Source organism: Acidobacteriota bacterium (assembly GCA_016196035.1).
GTDB lineage: Bacteria > Acidobacteriota > Blastocatellia > RBC074 > RBC074 > JACPYM01.
Map to the genome: position 1 here is coordinate 1 of JACPYM010000139.1, position 4,502 is coordinate 4,502.

Sequence of the window (4,502 nt, forward strand, 5' to 3'; positions counted from 1 at the left end):
AACTCTTTTTGCGCTTTTGCTCCGCTTTGCGTTTTCTGCGAGAAACCTCCGGCCCATTTTCATCCCTCAGACATCGGTGGCCAATCACATCCCGATGACTGGACGGGGCCACCGCCATCCATAAACGATTCATCCGTGTTCATCCGTTGCTTAATATGTCTCCCGTTCTTCCTAGTCGCAAACCCGTCAAATCCCCATCTTCATCCGCCCAGGTGGGCGCTCCCCCGGTTACCGCCAGAGCGGATCATTTACCGGCCAATCTGTGCCTATTTCTCTTCACCCGCCATGGCCGCCAGTTTTGCAAGCCCCGCGCGAATGCGTATCAGCCGCCGGGACAGAAGTTGGAGTGGCTTGGACCCGGTCGCAGCTGCCCGTCTTCTGTACAACTCAATCCCCCGGCAGGCAGCCTCCACGGCAGCGCATAGCGCAGCTAACCCCGCCGGATCATCCGTGGGCATCTGCTGCATCGCCTGGGGCAGCGGCATCTGGTAGCGTGGATGCATCCGCGCCGCGTGAAACTCCCGCTGCAGATCCTGCTGCGTGACCTCCACATACAGCAAAGTCATATTCGCGTTGTGATGCCCCAGTAACTTCATCAGCGCCGGCAAACTCACTCCGGCCCGCAACATCGTCGTGGCGTATGTATGCCGCAACTGATGCGGAACCACGCGCGCCTCAATCCCCACCGCCGCGGCATCGGTGTGCAGTGTTTCCCGCAAGCGATGGAGTAACGCCGCCCGCCCTCCCGGCCGCGGCAACAGATACCGCTCTTCGGCTCCCGGCGGCAACGTGCGCAGAAAACACAACCGTTCCACCAACACTCGCACCTGGTCATCCACCGGAACCCAGCGCTCGCTTTGCGGCTTGCCGTGCGGAACATGCAAGCTCCACCGGTTGTCCCCCAAATGACGCAGACAATCCGCCCGCAGATCGGCACATTCCCCAATCCGCATGCCCGTCAAACGCTGGAGCAGTAATGCGCAACGCAACAGATCGGTCGCCTCGCGCCAACGGCTCTGCAAACGTGCGTCATCCTCCGGGCTCAGCGGACGCGGCAAGCGATGCTCGCGCCGCGGAACATCCGAGCCGCGCAGCAACCCGTTCACCGGCGGCTGCGGCAGTTCCGCCAGCATGTCGAGCAGATTTCGCAATTCGATCACATGGCTAGCGCGAGTGCTGTTCTGCAGCGGCTCACCTCTGAGCGTGCGCCGTTTCCACAAATACTCCAGCCATCCCAGCAGATGTGGATCACGCCGTAACTGCGCCGGCTTACTCACCTCGGGAAAGCTTTGCCGCAAATAGTCCAAAAACAGCCGGACGGCACGTTGATAGTGCCTCATCGTGGCAGGCTGCAGCGTCGTTGCCAGCAGCCGCAGACACGATTCAAGCGCACTCTCCAGCGTCTGTGCCGGTACTTTCATGAACGTGACTCTTTCATGGCTCGGCGATCCTCGGCGGCCCCGTCTGCCTGGCCACTGCCCGCGCATATTCCTCATACACGTCTTGCGGGCTGATCTGGATATAGAGCATCGTCGTCTCGATGTTGGCGTGCCCCATCAAACGCTGCAGCGCCGGCAAACTCACCCCGGCGCGGATCATGTCGCTGCCAAAGTTGTGCCGGAACCGGTGCGGGTTCGCCTTCGCCACCCGCGAGATCACCCGGTGATAGCGGAACAGACGCCGCAACCCGGCCCGCGTCATCGCCTTCCCGCGCGCCTTCCCCTTGAGACTGACAAACACATGCGCGTCGTTGGTCAGCGGACGCTCCGTCTTCAGGTAGCAATCCAACAAACGAGTGGTTTCCGGCGGCAACGGCATCAGCCGCACTTTCCCGCCCTTGCCGTTTACCCGCAGTTGCCCTTCGCTCATCCGCAGATCTTCCAACTCCAGTGCCAGCACTTCCCGCGACCGCAATCCGTTCCACAGCAGCAACCCCACAATGGCGATATCCCGCGCCGTGCGAAAACTCGACCAGAAGCGTTGCACTTGTTCCCGTGACAACGGCTCGATCACCCGCGGCGGCACACGCAGCCGGAAATCGGTAGCCGGCGCTCGCCTCCTGACGCGCCCTCCCGGTGCTGTCCAATAGCGCCGCTGCAGCAGACAGGGCGCATGCGGCATCACGTCTTCCAAGTAAAACCGGAACAGCCGCCGCAACATGGCGGAGCGGCTGTTGATCGTTTCCGCCGATGGGGCTCGCTGCTCTGCCCGCTGCGCCCGCACATAATCCAGCAGTGTCGCTTCGTTGAACTGATTGGCGTCAAAGCGCCTCACGTCCACTCCCGGCTGCTGGTCCCACCAGCGGACAAAATGGAGAAGGGTATGCCCGTAATAGCGCAAGGAGAGTTCCTGCAAGCCGCGCACTCGCTGCACATCCAGAAAACGGTTCGCCCATTCGATCTCCCCGCCCTGCTCATCCACCAGACGGTAGGGCGAACATCCCGCTGTTGCCTCACGGTATTGGACAAAGAACTTCATCGCTGCTCCTGCTCCCATTCGGCCTCATCGAGTAACTGTGAGAACTCCGCCGCGCTTGCTCCCTCGGCAAAGAAACGGTTGGGGTCATAGCCTGCAGGCAGCCTCACCCGCACGACACGCCAAACACCGCCACTCAACCGCTGCCGCCACAAGCGCGCCGCGCGTTGGCCGCTGCCGTTGGCATCTTCGTCCAGACACAAGTAGACCGTCCCTGTGAATTCTGCCCGCAGTTGCCGTTGTTGTTGCCCATTCCAATGGCTGCCTAACAAGGCAACGCTGTAGTCGAATCCGGCCTGCCACAGCGAAGCCAGGTCGAATAAGCCTTCCACCACGATCAGCTTCTGGTTCCGCCGGGCCTGCTTCCATCCGTACAGTCCGCCTTTGCCTCTGGCCAGAAACCGGTGACGGTGACTCGCCGCATCCAGCCCGGCATCCAGGCAGCGCCCATAGATGTTGCAGGTTTCCTCCAACGGGAAGGTGATCGCCCGCCACAGCCGGTCGCGGCCCCACTCGTCGGTAAGCCCGCTGGCGGCGATCGCCTCGCGCCAATGGCCCCGTTGCTCCAGATGGGCCCGCAGACAGCCGCCCGGCGCATATCCGATGCCCATGCGGCTCCAGATCTGCCGGTCCACGATGCCCCGCCGCCGCAAGTAGGTTTGCGCTTCCTCGCTCCAGCGCAGTTGCTCCTGATAGAACTCGCAGGCTTGACGCCATAGCTGCCGGCAGTCTTCCGTGCCTGGTTGGCTTAGGCGGGCCACTGCCGTGCGGAAATCCACACCGTCAAGCAACTGCGCCAACCGGATCACATCGCCGCCCGCTCCGCAGCCGTGGCAATAGAACACATCTTTGTGCCGGTTGACATAGAACGACGGCCGGTTGTCGTGGTGCAGCGGGCAGCGTCCACACACTTCCGCCCCTTCGCTATAGGCGGTTGGTTTCCATCCTTGTTGTTCGAGGTAAGTGAGCAGCGGAATCCTCCGCCGCAAGCGGTTTCTCTGTTCGCTCGTCATGGGGGCTTGGTCTCCGCGATCAGAATACGGCTTGCCGCCTTCCAATCCCAGGCAAACAGGGTGGGTGGTGGCACGATCCAAGACAATCCCACCAATCCCATCATCAGGCTCTCCCAGCGGCGATGGAACCAACGCCTCACTGTGGATGGGTCGATGCTACGCTGCGGGTCGGCGATCTCGGGGATGCATTGCTCTGCTGGTAGTTCCTGCTCCAGCGCCAGTTGCTCGGCTTGCTGGCGCGCCGTCCAACTGTAGTGACCGCCGGGGATCAGCCATCGAGGCAACATCGTGATCGTCCGGTGGCAGGGTTTGCATTTTCCGCGGTGAATGCGAATCGTGCTGTGGTGGATGTCGTCCGCCCGCCGCTGGCGCCAGCCGTGTCCGATTACTGTGGGCTCGTGGCAGCCGGGGCAGATTCGGAGAAACTCCAAAGGCTTGCTTTCGGCGTCGTCCCATGCGATATATACAATCATCGCGGTGGCGAAGGGGCCCCTCGGAGTCTCCGCCCTACGGTTTGCCCGATTGGCCACCTTCGCTTCCTACTGCATCACAAGCTCATCTGGAAGAAAAGACCCACCTTACCCCTCCCAACCCACACGCCTGTTGATTGGCCGGTAAACCGGTCACGGGTTTTCAAAAACTATATTTCTTTTGTTTCCCTATACTTGCACTTTCAGTTCGACACGTGCGAGCGACGACGGCTGTTAGATTAAAGCCAGAAAGAACGGCCACGCGGGAACGCGAGTGGCACTCAGGGAAATAATCGTGAAGAAGAAACAGAAAACCACTGAACTCACGGAACAAGGTAAGGACATCGCTGCGGAAGAAGACCAGGGGACACGGCTGATCCCGGAAATAATCACCTACGGACTCAAGCAGATCGCAGCAGGCAACGTAAGAGTAACCGCGGGAGACGTGATTCGTCTCGCGCAGATTTGTGAAGAGCAGGGAGCGACGGAGGTACAAGTGGTGGAAGTGAAATGGGTAGACGAGTCGACAACGGACGATGCAAGC

The 4,502-nt window shown here is 61.0% G+C and carries 5 protein-coding genes; 1 reads left to right on the plus strand and 4 read right to left on the minus strand.

The features are described 5' to 3' along the window. Positions 1 to 266 precede the first annotated feature (266 nt). Genes HY011_36465 through HY011_36480 form a run of 4 tightly spaced genes read right to left on the minus strand, consistent with a single transcriptional unit; the run spans position 267 to position 3,961 of the window. The gene (locus HY011_36465) at positions 267 to 1,421 is read right to left on the minus strand and encodes a tyrosine-type recombinase/integrase (protein MBI3428446.1); all 1,155 of its coding nucleotides are present in this window, start codon (positions 1,419 to 1,421) and stop codon (positions 267 to 269) included. 13 nt (positions 1,422 to 1,434) lie between these two features. Next, positions 1,435 to 2,478 (minus strand): tyrosine-type recombinase/integrase, encoded by a 1,044-nt coding sequence (locus HY011_36470; protein ID MBI3428447.1) that lies wholly within the window; start codon positions 2,476 to 2,478, stop codon positions 1,435 to 1,437. Further along, a complete protein-coding gene (locus tag HY011_36475; GenBank protein MBI3428448.1) occupies positions 2,475 to 3,488 on the minus strand; it encodes a toprim domain-containing protein in 1,014 nt (337 codons plus the stop codon). The genes HY011_36470 and HY011_36475 overlap by 4 nt, the downstream gene beginning before the upstream one ends. Beyond that, the gene (locus HY011_36480; GenBank protein ID MBI3428449.1) at positions 3,485 to 3,961 is read right to left on the minus strand and encodes a hypothetical protein; all 477 of its coding nucleotides are present in this window, start codon (positions 3,959 to 3,961) and stop codon (positions 3,485 to 3,487) included. Before HY011_36480 ends, HY011_36475 begins: the two co-directional genes overlap by 4 nt. Positions 3,962 to 4,253: 292 nt before the next feature. On the opposite strand from HY011_36480, the gene HY011_36485 reads away from it, so the two are divergent. Continuing rightward, positions 4,254 to 4,502: hypothetical protein (locus tag HY011_36485; GenBank protein MBI3428450.1), on the plus strand; the 249-nt coding region annotated here is incomplete at its 3' end.

What these genes read in the sequence shown, in the direction of transcription:
- HY011_36475 (MBI3428448.1), bottom strand. Translation starts at nt 3,488, where the DNA reads ATGACGAGCGAACAGAGAAACCGCTTGCGGCGGAGGATTCCGCTGCTC.
- HY011_36470 (MBI3428447.1), bottom strand. Translation starts at nt 2,478, where the DNA reads ATGAAGTTCTTTGTCCAATACCGTGAGGCAACAGCGGGATGTTCGCCC.
- HY011_36465 (MBI3428446.1), bottom strand. Translation starts at nt 1,421, where the DNA reads ATGAAAGTACCGGCACAGACGCTGGAGAGTGCGCTTGAATCGTGTCTG.
- HY011_36480 (MBI3428449.1), bottom strand. Translation starts at nt 3,961, where the DNA reads ATGATTGTATATATCGCATGGGACGACGCCGAAAGCAAGCCTTTGGAG.